Origin of the sequence: Rhodococcus sp. BH4 (assembly GCF_002079265.1) — a bacterium.
Lineage (GTDB): Bacteria > Actinomycetota > Actinomycetes > Mycobacteriales > Mycobacteriaceae > Rhodococcus_F > Rhodococcus_F qingshengii.
This window is the reverse complement of sequence record NZ_CP014941.1, coordinates 3,748,984-3,762,638: the sequence shown is the minus strand read 5'-3', so window position 1 is coordinate 3,762,638 and position 13,655 is coordinate 3,748,984. Positions and strand designations below refer to the sequence as shown.

General features: G+C 63.3%; 14 protein-coding genes. 6 read left to right on the top strand and 8 right to left on the bottom strand.

From position 1 onward, the window contains the following. Positions 1 to 115: 115 nt before the first annotated feature. From A0W34_RS17240 to A0W34_RS17220, 5 genes are all read right to left on the bottom strand, one after another. Positions 116 to 1,090, bottom strand: a complete 975-nt coding sequence (locus A0W34_RS17240; RefSeq protein WP_019748916.1) for a GlxA family transcriptional regulator — start codon at positions 1,088 to 1,090, stop codon at positions 116 to 118. A 9-nt stretch (positions 1,091 to 1,099) separates the two neighbouring features. Then, positions 1,100 to 1,867 (bottom strand): adenosylcobinamide-GDP ribazoletransferase, encoded by a 768-nt coding sequence (locus A0W34_RS17235; protein WP_080572302.1) that lies wholly within the window; start codon positions 1,865 to 1,867, stop codon positions 1,100 to 1,102. 2 nt (positions 1,868 to 1,869) lie between these two features. Further along, positions 1,870 to 2,928: a nicotinate-nucleotide--dimethylbenzimidazole phosphoribosyltransferase gene (cobT, locus tag A0W34_RS17230; protein ID WP_232330057.1), complete on the bottom strand. Its 1,059-nt coding sequence runs from the start codon at positions 2,926 to 2,928 to the stop codon at positions 1,870 to 1,872. A gap of 122 nt (positions 2,929 to 3,050) precedes the next feature. After that, complete coding sequence (gene cobU / locus A0W34_RS17225; RefSeq protein WP_232329872.1) at positions 3,051 to 3,638, bottom strand: bifunctional adenosylcobinamide kinase/adenosylcobinamide-phosphate guanylyltransferase; 588 nt, start codon at positions 3,636 to 3,638, stop codon at positions 3,051 to 3,053. A 2-nt stretch (positions 3,639 to 3,640) separates the two neighbouring features. Beyond that, positions 3,641 to 4,297, bottom strand: a complete 657-nt coding sequence (locus tag A0W34_RS17220) for a DUF3043 domain-containing protein (RefSeq protein WP_007730051.1) — start codon at positions 4,295 to 4,297, stop codon at positions 3,641 to 3,643. A gap of 134 nt (positions 4,298 to 4,431) precedes the next feature. Here A0W34_RS17220 and A0W34_RS17215 point away from each other — a divergent pair, with 134 nt between their 5' ends. The 3 genes from A0W34_RS17215 to A0W34_RS17205 all read left to right on the top strand — a co-directional run bounded on the left by A0W34_RS17215 (position 4,432) and on the right by A0W34_RS17205 (position 7,174). Further along, positions 4,432 to 5,499, top strand: coding sequence for a glycerate kinase family protein (locus A0W34_RS17215; protein ID WP_081557987.1), 1,068 nt, complete (start codon positions 4,432 to 4,434; stop codon positions 5,497 to 5,499). A gap of 150 nt (positions 5,500 to 5,649) precedes the next feature. After that, complete coding sequence (locus tag A0W34_RS17210; RefSeq protein WP_007730053.1) at positions 5,650 to 6,000, top strand: HesB/IscA family protein; 351 nt, start codon at positions 5,650 to 5,652, stop codon at positions 5,998 to 6,000. Positions 6,001 to 6,196: 196 nt separating this feature from the next. Next, positions 6,197 to 7,174 carry a carbohydrate kinase family protein gene (locus tag A0W34_RS17205; RefSeq protein ID WP_003941700.1) on the top strand — a complete coding sequence of 326 codons (978 nt, stop codon included), beginning with the start codon at positions 6,197 to 6,199 and terminating at the stop codon, positions 7,172 to 7,174. Positions 7,175 to 7,237: 63 nt separating this feature from the next. Here the strand turns inward: A0W34_RS17205 and asnB are convergent, their stop codons facing one another. Next, positions 7,238 to 9,163: an asparagine synthase (glutamine-hydrolyzing) gene (gene asnB, locus A0W34_RS17200; protein ID WP_003941790.1), complete on the bottom strand. Its 1,926-nt coding sequence runs from the start codon at positions 9,161 to 9,163 to the stop codon at positions 7,238 to 7,240. A gap of 319 nt (positions 9,164 to 9,482) precedes the next feature. Between asnB and ctaC the strand changes: the two genes are divergently transcribed. Further along, the gene (gene ctaC / locus A0W34_RS17195; protein ID WP_030537048.1) at positions 9,483 to 10,547 is read left to right on the top strand and encodes an aa3-type cytochrome oxidase subunit II; all 1,065 of its coding nucleotides are present in this window, start codon (positions 9,483 to 9,485) and stop codon (positions 10,545 to 10,547) included. A gap of 39 nt (positions 10,548 to 10,586) precedes the next feature. Further along, positions 10,587 to 11,003: a cytochrome c oxidase subunit 4 gene (locus A0W34_RS17190; RefSeq protein ID WP_003941723.1), complete on the top strand. Its 417-nt coding sequence runs from the start codon at positions 10,587 to 10,589 to the stop codon at positions 11,001 to 11,003. A 109-nt stretch (positions 11,004 to 11,112) separates the two neighbouring features. Here the strand turns inward: A0W34_RS17190 and A0W34_RS17185 are convergent, their stop codons facing one another. Continuing rightward, positions 11,113 to 11,502, bottom strand: coding sequence for a DUF3224 domain-containing protein (locus A0W34_RS17185; RefSeq protein WP_030537047.1), 390 nt, complete (start codon positions 11,500 to 11,502; stop codon positions 11,113 to 11,115). 66 nt (positions 11,503 to 11,568) lie between these two features. On the opposite strand from A0W34_RS17185, the gene A0W34_RS17180 reads away from it, so the two are divergent. After that, positions 11,569 to 11,865, top strand: a complete 297-nt coding sequence (locus A0W34_RS17180; protein ID WP_075833449.1) for an antibiotic biosynthesis monooxygenase family protein — start codon at positions 11,569 to 11,571, stop codon at positions 11,863 to 11,865. 149 nt (positions 11,866 to 12,014) lie between these two features. On the opposite strand, the gene qcrB is transcribed toward A0W34_RS17180, so the two are convergent. Continuing rightward, complete coding sequence (qcrB, locus tag A0W34_RS17175) at positions 12,015 to 13,619, bottom strand: cytochrome bc1 complex cytochrome b subunit (protein WP_007730057.1); 1,605 nt, start codon at positions 13,617 to 13,619, stop codon at positions 12,015 to 12,017. Positions 13,620 to 13,655: the final 36 nt, after the last annotated feature.

Here is a 13,655-nt window from a genome sequence, read left to right as displayed (position 1 = left end):
TCGGCACGGTGAGCCCTCTCAGTAGTCGAAACAATTCCTCTGCACAGTCTTTCGGCGCGGGATCGACTACAGAAGAGGGCGGTTCGCCATGTTTTCGGGCGGGCTCGCCTCGCACCTATCCGGCGCCGCCGTTGCGGAATCGCTTTCGGTAGTCGGCCGGGCTGATGCCGACGCGGTCGGTGAACAGGCGACGGAAGGTTCCAGGATCCTGATAGCCGATGTGCCCCAGGATCTTTCCGAGAGGCCAGTCGGTCGATTCCAACAACCGTTTCGCTTTTCGGATCCGTGCACGCTGCAGATAACTGCGCGGCGATTCCCCGGTCTCGTCCTTGAACTTCCGAAGCATGGTTCGGGTGCTGAGGTGAAAAGCACTCGACAGCAGATCCAAGTCGTAAGGTTCCGCCATCCGTTCGACCAGCCACCTTCCGACGTCGTCGGCAAACTGTGTGTGTTTGGCGGGCAGCATCGAGTCGAGGATGTACGGAGCTTGACTGGTTCGGTTTTCGGGCGCCAGCGTAATTCTTGCGGTCGTACGCGCAATCTTGTCGCCGAGATGCTCGCGCACGAGTGCTGTTGCGAGGTCGAGCGCGGCGGTGAACGCAGCAGTGGTGGTGACGCCGTCGTCCTGGACGATCAACGAGTCGGTTCGAACCGTCGCACCGGGGTAACGACTCGCGAGGTCCGCACCGTACAGCCACGACGTCGTACATCGGCGTCCGTCGAGCAGTCCCGCCTCGCCCAGCAGATACGCGCCGACGCAGACCGACGACACCCGAACGCCGCGCGCCTCGCACGCACGGATGAACTCGATTTCTCTGTCCCACAGCGACAAACGCGTCGCAGGGTCTTCGGACGGCACGAGTTCGAACCCCGGCACAACCAAGTGATCGATGTCGTGATGCCCCTCCTGCACGCCGAGCGAAAATCCACCTGCCGCAACGACGGGCGTGCCGGACGCTGCGATGACCGATACCTCGAAGGGGTCGGCGGGCGCTCCATCAGCGACGCGATTGGCGATCAGGAGAAGGTCGGTGAAAACGAAGATCTCGGCCGCGAGGCAACCTTCGTACGCAAGGACACCTACTCGCACGACGTCGGATCACAGTCCGAGAGTGAGGCCGACGGCCGTAAGCGTCACAGTGAGTTCGAGTGCGAATCCGAGAACGTCTCCGTTGAGTCCGCCGAATCTACGGACGCAGTGACGCACGCACAGCACACTGATCACCAGCGCCGACGCGGTCACGAGAGGGCCGAGCCACCACCGGTCGGTGGCAAAGCCGGAAGCGGCGATCAGCGGAACCGACCACACGATTGCGGCCCACAACGGTTGTGAATCGGCGACGAGCGCACCGAATCCGCTCGGGCCAGACGCGAGAATACCTCGGCGGCAGGCAAAAACGACGGCCACACGACCCGCAGCGACAGATACGAGAACGGCGATCCACTGCGTGGGGGAGTCGGCAACAGCGAGGACGCCGAAGGAGACCGATTGCAGCCCAAGGAAGATGAACAGCGCCGCGACCCCGAACGGTCCGGCACCGCCGCTGTGCATGACCTCGCGGGCGCGCTCCGGTGGACCGTAACAACCCAGTCCGTCGACGGAGTCTGCCAGTCCGTCCACGTGCATCCCGCGTGTCCCGAGAGCGAGCGCACCTACCGTCAGCAAGCCTGCGAGATAGGGATTCAGGCCGACACTGGTTGTGCCCCAGAGCAGAAACGTCGCGGCAATGCCGAGAGCGATCCCGGTGAGCGGAGCTGCCGCGATGGCGCGACGGCCGGCAGTTCGGTCGATGTCGGAGGGACCACGAACCGGAAGGACCGTCAGCCACGAGAAGGCCAGTGGCACTCCGGACAGCGGGCCCGCCACGCTCACTCCGCCGTATCGGTCTTGGTCAGGTCGATCGACTCGGGTTCGTCGACAGGTGCGCTGCCCTGAGTGCTGACACCGGCTTCGGAGAATGTCGCCATCTTGCCCAGGATTGCCACTGCGCCCTGAAGAATCGGGAGCGCTGTGACTGCGCCTGAACCTTCACCGAGACGCATGTCGAACTCGACGATCGGGTCGAGACCCATGCGGGTCAATGCGATGGTGTGGGCGGGTTCGGTGGAGCGGTGTCCGGCGACCCACCATTCACGTGCGCCGAAAGCCAGTTCGTCGGCAACCATGGCGGCTGCGGTGACCACTACGCCGTCGAGGATCACCGGCGTGCGACGCGAAGCTGCCTGGGCCAGAAAGCCGGCCATCGCGGCGAGGTCGGCACCCGAAGACGTGCGCAGCAGCGCGACTGTGTCGCGAACGTGCGGACGGGCACGCCGGAGAGCGTCGCGAATCGCTGCGGTCTTGCGGATCCATCCGGCGTCGTCGATACCGGTACCTCGACCCACGACCGCGACGGGTTCACTGTCCGTGAGTGCGGCGATGAGTACGGTTGCGGGCGTCGTATTGCCGATGCCCATGTCGCCGGCGATGAGAAGATCTGCGCCCCCGTCGATTTCCTCGTCCGCGATCGCTCGGCCGGCGGCGATGGCCTGAAGGGTTTCCTCGTTCGACATGGCGTCTTCGCGGTCGATGGACCCGGAAGACCTGCGCACCTTGTGGTTCGAGACGGACGGATCGGTATCGCCGTCCACTGCGATGTCGACGACGCGTACCGTGGCGCCGGCAACCTCGGCGAGGACGTTGACTGCCGCGCCGCCCCCGAGGAAGTTGGCGACCATCTGTGCGGTCACTTCCGGCGGATAGGCGGAGACGCCGTTGCGGGCGATTCCGTGATCGCCCGCGAACACGACGACGCGAGGCCGAGCGAAAGCGTGTGGGGGACAAACTCCTTGGCAGGCTGATGCCCAGCCGGCGAGAGCCTCCAGTCGGCCCAGCGAACCGGCCGGCTTGGTCAGATCACGCTGACGCGCATCGGCCTGCGCTCGCACCTCGCGGTCGGGCGGGGTGACGGGTTCGAAGTCGGCGCTACTGACTGGCGCGACGTCAGGGTTGGATTCTGGGTTGGCAACTGGATTCGCCCCTGAAATGGCCCCTGGATTGGCCTCGGTACTCACATCGTGCCTTCCGGTTGTGCAGCAGTATCTTTCAAGATGAGCGGTAACCCTGCAACCACTAGTACGACACGATCGCACACCGCGGCGATACGAGCGTTGAGAGTGCCGATCTCGTCGCGGAACAATCGTCCGGACCGCGTCTCGGGGATGACGGCCAAACCCACTTCGGGGCTGACCAGCACCAGGTGTCCGCGATAGTTCTCGACACTGGCGACCAGGCTGTCCGCAGCGGGAGTGACGGTGCCGCGCGGAGCGTCCCAGGCGCCTTGCCGATCGAGTTCCGTGGTCAGCCACGTTCCCAGATCGTCGACCAACGTCGCTGTGTGTGAATCGCTTTCGAGCTGCGCCGCGAGGTCACCGGCATCTGCGGTTTCGACCGTCGACCAATGGGAAGGCCGCCTGTTGCGGTGCTGGTCGATCCGGCTTTCCCAGTCTGCGTCGGAGACATCGCGCCTGGCCGTCGCCAGGTACCGGATCGGTGCCGAACTTTCGGGTAAGTGGCCTGCACAAACCAAATCCTCGGCGTGCGCGGACTTACCAGACCGCGCGCCGCCGAGGACCAAAGTTCTATACGTGTTCGTCACGCTCAGATTGCGTCGCCCGGCCCCACACGAGGCTTCGGTGCGCGCAGCTTGCGGATCTGCGACGCGCGAACGAACGCGTACCAGCCGAGCTTGAATCCGCCGTCGGTGCTGTCGGGGAAGCGCTCGGCGACGCGGTTGTTGATCATGCGACCGAGCCAGATGCCTTCACCGACCATGAAGAGCATCATCACGAGCATTGCCAGTGTGACGATCTGCTGGAGCGCGGGCGTGACGAACATGGTCATGATGAGGATCAACGCGAGCGGCATGAACAGCCCGACGAGGTTGCGGCGAGCGTCGATGAAGTCACGGACGTAGGCGCGAACCGGTCCCTTGTCGCGGGGGAGCAGGTACTTGTCCTCGCCGGCGAGCATGCGGGCGCGGCGGTCTGCCGACGATGCGCGACGCTCGGCGGCTTCGGCCTTGCGGTCCTCCTTGGAGCCGCGGGTCGCCTTACGGCGGGCGCGGGCTTCCTTCGCGGTCAGCGGGGCAGGGGCAACGGGGCCACGCCTCTTCGCCTCGGCGTCACGACGCTTGGGTGTGGGGCGGCCCTTGCCCACCTGCTCGATGGGCGCCTCTTCGGAGGCCGAGGATGCCTCAGTGCCCTCGACGTCACGTTTGTCGGAGTTGTCTGAGTCACCGCGGCGTAGCAATTTCACACCTCCAGGCTATTGGATAAGTGCACGGTCTGGGAAACCGACCTCGGTCTTTCTGAAAAACCCGATCGCCCGAGGCACTGAAACGCGCGAGATCGTGAAACATCGGGGTCATTCGGGACTCTTAGACTTCGGCTATGCGGGTAATAGTTGCTCCAGATTCGTTTGGTGAGACGTTGACGGCCGTCGAGGCGGCTGAGTCCATTTCTGCCGGTTGGCGACGTGGCCGACCCGAAGACGACGTTGTCACCGCGCCACAATCCGACGGTGGGCCGGGTTTCGTCGACGTCTTGGCCACGGCTGGGGGCGACATCCGGACTGCACGGGTGTCCGGGCCTTTGACCGCCGCCGTCGACGCCACGTGGCTGTTCGATTCGGACACGGCGTACATCGAGTCCGCCGAGGCCGTCGGGCTCGGCCTGCTCGGAGGTCCGCCGACGCGGGACACTGCACTCGCCGCGCACAGTCTCGGTGTGGGAGAGCTGATCGCTGTCGCGCTCGAGGCAGGCGTGAAGACGGTTGTCGTCGGACTCGGTGGGAGTTGCTGCACCGACGGGGGACGTGGACTGGTGGAGGCGCTGGGCGGCCTGGAGGTTGCAGCGGCGGCTACGGCAGGCACTCAGTTGTTCGCCGCCACCGACGTAGAACACGTACTTCTCGGCGAGCACGGTGCGGCAGCGGTGTTCGGCCCGCAAAAGGGCGCCGACGCCGAAGCCGTCGCTGTCCTCGAAGCGCGGAACGCGAGATGGGCCGAACAGTTGGAGTCCGCCACCGGAAAACGAGTGTCGGATTTTCCGGGTGCCGGCGCCGCGGGTGGTATCGGTGCCGCGCTCTTTGCGCTCGGTGCACAGCGGCGATCCGGGGCCGACGTCGTCGCGGATCGCACCGGACAGGCCGCGCTACTGGCTTCCGCTGACCTGGTGATCACAGGCGAAGGCAAGTTCGACCACCAATCTCTGCGCGGCAAACTCGTCACAACGCTCGCTTCGGCGGGGGCAGCGCACGGCGTTCCGACGCTCGTCTTTGCCGGCCAGGTGACGCTCGACGAGGCGGACTATGCGTCGACCTCGATAGTCGCGGCGAAGTCGGTGACGGATTTCGCCGGGTCGGTGGAACGTGCGATGGAGGAAGCGTCGGCGTGTCTCGAGGGACTCGCCGAACACACGGCGCGCGAGTGGAACTTCTGGCGCGGCGTCCGGAGCTGAGGATCCACAAGCGTCGACGCGCCGTTGCCGTGTCGGGAAGACCGGATAGGATGAAGACGAATCGCACCCGGTAAAGGACTGGCGGGAATAAGTCGGCAGCGGCGTACCGTTGAAGCGTTCACGGGTTGGTACGAACATTAGGGAGAGCCCATGACTGTGCAGAACGAGACCGCCACCCACGGCGTCAAGATGACCGAGGCCGCGTCCGCCAAGGCGAAGGCACTCTTCGATCAGGAGGGTCGCGACGACCTCGCGCTGCGTATTGCAGTGCAGCCCGGCGGCTGTGCCGGACTGAAGTACCAGCTGTTCTTCGACGACCGCACGCTCGACGGTGACCTCACTGTCGACTTCAACGGCGTCAACCTGGTTGTCGACCGGATGAGCGCGCCGTACGTCGAAGGTGCGTCCATCGACTTCCTCGACACCATCGAGCAGCAGGGCTTCTCGATCGACAACCCCAATGCAACAGGCTCCTGCGCCTGCGGTGACTCGTTCAACTGAGTCTGTCGATCACAACTCAATTCACGAACAACTGACGCGGAACCGACATTCGGTTTCGCGTCAGTTGTTTGTGGTGACTCGTACGTAGACCGTTCCGATCCGACAGCTCGGGCGCCGATGACGGCGCTACGGGCGGTAACGTGAACTTTTGCTCCTCTTTCATTCTTGTACTCACTTCGCTGAAAGGCCACGATCCGTGACTATTGCGGTAACCGGTTCCATCGCCACCGACCACTTGATGCGCTTCCCCGGCCGCTTCGCCGATCAGCTCCTCGCCGATCAGCTCGCCCACGTTTCGCTGAGTTTCCTGGTCGACGATCTCGTGATTCGCCGCGGTGGTGTCGGCGGCAACATCGCTTACGCCATGGGCGTGCTCGGTGGGTCCCCGCTACTCGTCGGCGCAGTCGGTGCCGACTTCGCCGAGTACCGCACGTGGCTCGAGGACAACGGCGTCGACTGCAGCGCGGTCCGTATCTCGGACAAGGCACATACGGCGCGTTTCGTGTGCACCACCGACGAGGACATGGCGCAGATCGCGTCGTTCTACCCCGGTGCGATGAGCGAGGCTCGCGAGATCGAACTCGCGGCAGTGGCCAAGACTGCAGGCGCAGTCGAGTTGGTGCTGATCGGCGCCAACGACCCCGAGGCCATGGTTCGCCATACCGACGAATGCCGTCTGCTCGGGATTCCGTTCGCAGCGGATCCGTCGCAGCAGCTTGCCCGCCTGTCCGGTGACGAGGCCAAGGCGCTCATTCACGGCGCGAAGTACTTGTTCACCAACGAGTACGAGTGGGGTCTGCTTCAGCAGAAGACTGGTCTGAGCGAGGAAGAGATCCGCGCGCAGGTCGGCATCCGTGTCACCACCCTCGGCTCCAAGGGTGTGGAAATTGTTGACGCCGAAGGTAATTGGGTGCGCGTCGACGTAGTGCCCGAGACCGGCAAGGTGGATCCGACGGGCGTTGGCGACGGCTTCCGCGCCGGGTTCCTGCTCGCACACGGCGCCGGTCTGAGCTTCGAGCGTGCTGCACAGTTGGGATCTTTGGTCGCTGTGTTGATTCTCGAGACCGTGGGAACGCAGGAGTGGGTGTTCAATCGCGACGAGGCACTCAAGCGCCTTACCGACGCATACGGCAGCGCGGCAGCGGACGAGATCGCGACGATCCTGCCGAAGTAGGGCTCCGCCCCGTGAGTGGTTGAGGAGTTCGGAGACTCCCTAACCGCTCACGGGGCCGAAGGCCTAGATATTGACCGGGTACACCGGCTCCTGGATCTGCGGCACGATGCGCTTCTCCACGAAGATTCCGTGCCAGACCATGAAGGTCAGGACGGTCCAGAGGCGTCGGCTGTGGTCGGACACGCCCTCGCGGTGATCGTTGAGCATCTTCACGACGGCCTGCTTGTCGAAGATGTGGTCGGTTCCCGACTCCTCGATCTGCAGATGTGCCCAGTCGAAGAGTTCGGTGCCGCGCAGCCAGTGGCGCAGGGGAACCGGGAATCCGAGCTTCGCGCGGTGCAGAACATGGTGCGGCACAATGCCTTCCAGGGCCTGGCGCAGTGCGTACTTGGTCGTGTCCTTCGTGATCTTCTGATCGAGCGGTACGCGTGACGCGACGTCGAAGACCTCGGGATCGAGGAACGGCACACGCAGTTCCAGCGAGTTGGCCATCGTCATCTTGTCTGCCTTGACGAGGATGTCGCCGCGCAGCCAGGTGAACAGGTCGAGATGCTGCATCCGCGCAACCGGATCCCAGTCCCGTGACTGCGCGTAGATCGGCGCAGTGACGTCCTGGTGAGTCCACTCCGGGCGGAAATCGCGCAGGACGGCGCGGAGCTGAGCGTCGTTGAAGCTACGAGCATTTCCGTAGTAGCGCTCCTCGAGCGTCAAGGAACCGCGGTTGAGCAGACTCTTGCCACGAGTGCCGTCCGGGATGCGTTCGGACAACTTGCCGGCAGCCCGACGCAGTCCCTTGGGGAGGTACTCGAAAGGCTTGAGCGACAACGGCTCACGGTAGATCGTGTAGCCGCCGAACAGCTCGTCGGCACCCTCGCCGGACAGCACGACCTTGACGTGCTTGCGCGCTTCCTTCGCGATGAACCACAGCGGAATCAATGCCGGATCGGCTACCGGGTCGTCGAGGTACCAGACGATCTCGGGAATGGCAGCGGCGAACTCGGCGGGGGAGACCACCTTGACGACGTGCTTCGCGCCGATCGCTGCGGCAGATTCTGCAGCGACGTCGACCTCGGAATAGCCCTCACGTTCGAAACCGGTCGTGAAGGTGATCAGGTTGGGGTTGTGGCGCATCGCCAGCGCCGCGATCGCCGTGGAGTCGATACCACCGGACAAGAACGAACCGACGGTGACGTCGGCGCGCATGTGCTTGGCGACCGAATCCTCGAGTGCCTCGGCGATTTCCTGGTAGCGCGCCTTCTCGGTGCCAGGTGCAAAAGGCTTGGCCGGGAACTTCGGCGTGAAATACCGCGTGAACGTGGGCTCCTCGCCCGGACGCACCCGGGCGAAGCTGCCCGACTCCAGGCGTCGGATCTGCTTGTGCAGTGTTTCCGGCTCCGGTACGTACTGCAGAACGGTGTAGTGCTCGATGGCACGCGGATCCAGCTCGGTACCGATGCCGATCAGATCGGTGAGTTCGAGCAGGCTCTTCTTCTCGCTGCCGAACGCGGTGCCGCCGGCGCCGGTCGCGATGAACAGCGGCTTGATCCCGAACGGATCGCGCGCGATGAACAGCTCGCGTGTGTCGGTGTCCCAGATCGCGAACGCGAACATTCCGCGCAGGCGCCGGACCGCGTCCTCACCCCAGTAGTGGAATGCAGCGACGATGGCCTCGGAGTCGCCCTCGGTGAAGAACTTGGCGTCGTGGTCCTTGACCAGTTCGGCGCGGATCTCCAAGTAGTTGTAGATCTCGCCGTTGAACGTGAGCGCATAACGCTCAGGGTTCTCCGGTGGGCCCCAACGCAGCGGCTGGTGGGAATGAGCGATGTCGATGATCGCCAGGCGGTTGAACCCGAAGACGAGGTGATCGTCGTTCCACGTCCCGTGTTCGTCCGGCCCGCGGTGACGAAGGCAATGCATCGCCTGGTCGACCCGCGAGACGGCGTCCTCGCTGGTTCCGCCAGATGTCAGTAGCCCGAGCAGTCCACACACAGCGTCCGGTTCCTCGATTCAGAATTTTTGTACAGAAGGCTCCCGGACACGAGTGTCGGGGAGAGGTCAACGAACTCTTGACGAAAGTATGCCGCAGATCGACGTCCCTGCCGATCGCGGCGGAACGAATCGACGTGATGTGCGTCGCCGAAACGACCTGAGCCGTTCCTGAGCAGCACCTGAGAGAGCTGTGTGACGTCCGCCGCGACACGGGCGAGGACCCGAGGATGGATAGCGCCCGGCTTTGGTCTACGCTGCGTAGTAATTGGGCCTTCCCTCCGGGCATGCCCTAGTTGAATTTTGTGGCGATCAGGAAGGCGTGAACGTGGCGCAAGGTCGGATCCTTCGGCGAGCGGGGCTGGCAGTATCTCTGGGCATTGCTGCCTTGCTGCTGTCGGGTTGCTCCATCGACAACGAAGTGCTTCGTTTCGGGTGGCCTTCGGGCATCACCCCGGAGGCGACGCGCATGCGTGAGCTGTGGACGTGGTCGGTTGTAGCCGCCCTCGTCATGGGTGTGCTGGTGTGGGGGTTGGTCTTCTGGGCCGTCATCTTCCACCGTAAGAAGAAGGACTCGCCGGAATTCCCGCGTCAGACGGCATACAACGTGCCGCTCGAACTCGGTTACACGGCAGTTCCCTTCGTCATCATCGCGGTTCTCTTCTACTTCACCGTCATCGTTCAGAACCATGTTCTGGACAAGACGGACAACCCTGACGTCGTTGTAGACGTCACGGCCTTCCAGTGGAACTGGAAGTTCGGCTACCGCTCCATCGAGTTCGGTGACGGTTCCGCCAAGTACAACGGAATCGACGTCGAGGCCGAAGAGGCTGCCAAGACCGAGGGCTCGACCGTGAACGAACACGGGGAAGAAGTTCCCGGCCCGATCCACGGCAACAGCACCGAGGACCTGAGCTACCTGCACTACGACAAGATCGAGACCGTCGGCTCCAGCCAGGAGATCCCGATCCTCGTTCTGCCCACCGGCAAGCGGATCCAGTTCGAACTTGCTTCCTCGGACGTCATTCACGCTTTCTGGGTGCCTGAGTTCCTGTTCAAGCGCGACGTTCTCCCGAACCCCAAGGAGAACCACTCGGACAACATCTTCCAGATCAGTGAGATCGAGAAGGAAGGCGCGTTCGTCGGGCGTTGTGCAGAAATGTGTGGCACGTTCCACGCGATGATGAACTTCGAGGTTCGTGCGGTTTCGCCCGAGGACTTCGCCAAGTACATCGAACTGCGCAAGGGTGACGCGGAGGGCAAGGGTGGTCTGACGACCGCCGAGGCTCTGCAGGCAATCGGTCAGTCGCCGGTGGCTACGTCGACCACGCCGTTCAACACCGACCGCGAGTACCGTCAGGCAACCGTCGCCACTGCAGGCAACTGAGCCGGCCAGCCTCTTCACTGAACAAGGACAAGTGCTGATATGAAGATCGAAGCCAAGCTCTTCGAGATCCTGACGATGTTCTTCATTCTCGTCGCGATCATCTACGGAGTGTTCACCGCTCTGTCACGCACAGGTATCGAGTGGGCCGGACTGACGGCCATCGTCCTGTCTGCAGGTCTGACGCTCATCGTGGGTACCTACTTCCGCTTCGTCGCCCGTCGTCTGGACACCCGTCCCGAGGACTACGACGACGCTGAAATCTCGGATGGTGCAGGAGAACTGGGCTTCTTCAGCCCGGGTAGCTTCTGGCCGATCCTGCTTGCCGCTGCTGCTGCACTCGCGGCAGTGTCGCTGGCGTACTTCCAGCCGTGGCTCATCGCAGTCGCAGTTGTCTGTGTGCTCGCCGCAGCCGCAGGCCTGGTGTTCGAGTACTACACCGGACCCGAGAAGCACTAGTTTCACCCGCACTCGAACAGAGGCGCCGCACCCACCCGGGTACGGCGCCTCTGTTGTCGTTTATGTACGTTTCGGTGGTAGGAGGGTGCCTGTCAACAACCGCTCTCTGTCAATCGTGGAGCGAGTATTCGAGGTCGTAGCGGTGCAGACCGTCGACGACCTCCAGCTCGAGAGTGCCTGCGATGCCCTTCAACTCGCCGGTTCCGGACCCCGGCACGATCTCGTACAGAAGCTTCTGCGTTCCGTCGATCATCTGACCGAACTGCTGCAGGGCGAACGATCCCACAGCTTCGTCGACCTGCCCCGTGACAAACTCCAAAGCGACATAGCCCGCTGCACCGGCTGTCGGATCGCCCGCGGACAGCATCAGGCCGGACGACGTGCCTTCGACGCCGCCGATGAACGTCTTGTCGAACTCGAAGCGTCCGACGCGTCCGGAGAGCTCAGGATCGGCGGGGCGAAGATCGATCTCGAAGGTGCCGCGTGCATGGGATGTCATGGTCCGAGTATCTCACCGAGCGACAACGCCTCGAGGGGACTCCCGAGAACGTGCAACACTCCGTAGATGATTCTCGAACATGCCGTCCTGCAGGTCGATCCGTCGCAGTCAGCGCGTTTCGAGGCCGCATTCGACGTGGCCCGAACCATCATCTCCGAGGTTCCCGGATTCATCAGGCTGCGGCTCTCGCACTGCCTGGAATCACCGGAGCGATATCTCCTGCTGGTCGAGTGGGAAGACGTGGAGTCACACACCATCGGCTTCCGTCAGTCCACGGGATACGAGAAGTGGCGAGAACTTCTCCATCACTTCTACGAGCCGTTCCCGACGGTGGAGCACTATTCAACTCTGTTCGAGGACTAGTAAGGCGTAGTGCCCGCTGTTGTCGGCGCTCGGACAACGAACCGGGGGAGTGGTGCCCACTTGGAGGTTGTCCATACTGAATCGCTCAGAGAACGAGTGAGGCCCCGAACCGGAATCCGGTTCGGGGCCTCACTGGTCAACTGACGTTCTTAGTGGAGTTCTCCACTGGAACCATCGGACTTGCCGTTGGTTCGGTTCTGGTAGTCCAGAAGGATCTGAAGCTGCTCGTGCTCAGCTTCGTGATGAGCGGCTTCGAGAGCCTCGCTCTCCTCGACTGGGTCAGCGGTGATCAGGCTACCGCTACCGGGCTTGCCGGCGAGGCCGAGCTTGTTCATCTTCTTCGGGACAGCAGCACCCTGGTACTCGAGCGGGATCGGGTGTCCGTGCTCGTCGACGGGGCCGAGCGGCTGGTGGATCTCGATGTACTGGCCGTTCGGCATCCGCTTGATGATGCCGGTCTCGATGCCGTGTTCGAGGACTGCACGGTCACTGCGCTGCAGGCCGATGCAGAACCGGTACGTCACGAAGTACGCGATGGGCGGAAGGATGACCATGCCGATACGGCCGATCCACGTCATTGCGTTCAGCGAGATGTGCAGGTGGTACGCGATGATGTCGTTGATGCAGGAGATCGTGAGCACCAGGTAGAACGCGATGGACATCGCACCGATAGCGGTACGGACCGGCACGTCGCGCGGGCGCTGCAGGATGTTGTGGTGAGCGTCGTCTCCGGTGAGACGCTTCTCGATCCACGGGTACGCGATCAACAGTGCGAAGACGAGGCCCATGATCAGGGCGACGGCGAACACTGCAGGGATCGTGTACCGGTTGAACAGGTAGATCTCCCACGCCGGCCACAGTCGAGCAAGGCCGTCCGTCCACATCATGTAGATATCGGGCTGGGAACCTGCCGAGACCTGTGACGGGTTGTACGGACCGATGTTCCACACGGGGTTGATCTGGAACAGACCACCGAGCAGTGCGAGCACGCCGAAGGTCATGGCGAAGAACGCGCCACCCTTCATCGCGAAGACCGGGAGGATGCGCACGCCGACGACGTTCTGTTCCGTACGGCCGGGGCCGGGGAACTGCGTGTGCTTCTGGTACCAGACCAACGCGAGGTGGCCGGCGATCAGAGCCAGGATGATGCCCGGGAACAGCAGCACGTGAGCGACGTAGAGACGCGGGATGATGAGGTCGCCGGGGAAGTCGCCGTCGAAGATCAGCCAGTGCATCCAGGTACCGACGATCGGGATACTCATCGTGATACCACCGAAGGCGGCGCGGAGGCCGGTGCCCGAGAGCAGGTCGTCGGGGATGGTGTAACCGAAGAAGCCTTCGAACATCGCCAGGATGAGCAGCAGGCAGCCGATGACCCAGTTCGCTTCACGTGGGCGACGGAAGGCGCCGGTGAAGAAGATGCGAGCGAGGTGAACGATGATCGACGCCGCGAACATCAGTGCAGCCCAGTGGTGAATCTGGCGAACGAAGAGACCGCCGCGCACCTCGAAGGAGATGTTCAGGGTCGTCTCGTAGGCGCGAGACATCGTGACACCGCGAAGCGGCTGGTATGCGCCCTGGTAGACGACGTGTGCCATCGACGGATCGAAGAACAGCGTCAGGAACACACCGGAGATCAGCAGGATCACGAAGCTGTAGAGCGCGATCTCGCCGAGCATGAAGGACCAGTGCGTCGGGAAGACCTTGTTGATCTGCCGGCGCATGCCTGCGGCGAGGTGGTAGCGGGAGTCCATAGCCTCCGCTTGTCCAGCCGCTGCCGCGCTGATCTT

What these genes read in the sequence shown, in the direction of transcription:
- A0W34_RS17215 (WP_081557987.1), top strand. Translation starts at nt 4,432, where the DNA reads ATGCGGGTAATAGTTGCTCCAGATTCGTTTGGTGAGACGTTGACGGCC.
- A0W34_RS17210 (WP_007730053.1), top strand. Translation starts at nt 5,650, where the DNA reads ATGACTGTGCAGAACGAGACCGCCACCCACGGCGTCAAGATGACCGAG.
- A0W34_RS17190 (WP_003941723.1), top strand. Translation starts at nt 10,587, where the DNA reads ATGAAGATCGAAGCCAAGCTCTTCGAGATCCTGACGATGTTCTTCATT.
- A0W34_RS17185 (WP_030537047.1), bottom strand. Translation starts at nt 11,502, where the DNA reads ATGACATCCCATGCACGCGGCACCTTCGAGATCGATCTTCGCCCCGCC.
- A0W34_RS17180 (WP_075833449.1), top strand. Translation starts at nt 11,569, where the DNA reads ATGATTCTCGAACATGCCGTCCTGCAGGTCGATCCGTCGCAGTCAGCG.
- qcrB (WP_007730057.1), bottom strand. Translation starts at nt 13,619, where the DNA reads ATGGACTCCCGCTACCACCTCGCCGCAGGCATGCGCCGGCAGATCAAC.